The sequence below is a fragment of the Vibrio sp. OPT41 genome, assembly GCF_015163595.1.
Classification (GTDB): domain Bacteria; phylum Pseudomonadota; class Gammaproteobacteria; order Enterobacterales; family Vibrionaceae; genus Vibrio; species Vibrio alginolyticus.
This window is the reverse complement of the sequence record NZ_JADDYH010000107.1, coordinates 1-206: the sequence shown is the minus strand read 5'-3', so window position 1 is coordinate 206 and position 206 is coordinate 1. Positions and strand designations below refer to the sequence as shown.

General features: G+C 50.0%; 1 rRNA gene. It reads right to left on the bottom strand.

Annotated elements, in window-relative coordinates:
* Nucleotides 1-206, bottom strand: a 23S ribosomal RNA gene (locus tag IQP38_RS26090); the annotation flags it as partial.

The window sequence follows — 206 nt, the reverse complement described above, 5'->3', positions numbered from 1 at the left end:
CCCAGTTAAGACTCGGTTTCCCTACGGCTCCCCTAGATGGTTAACCTTGCCACTGAATATAAGTCGCTGACCCATTATACAAAAGGTACGCAGTCACAGGACAAAGCCTGCTCCTACTGCTTGTACGTACACGGTTTCAGGTTCTATTTCACTCCCCTCACAGGGGTTCTTTTCGCCTTTCCCTCACGGTACTGGTTCACTATCGG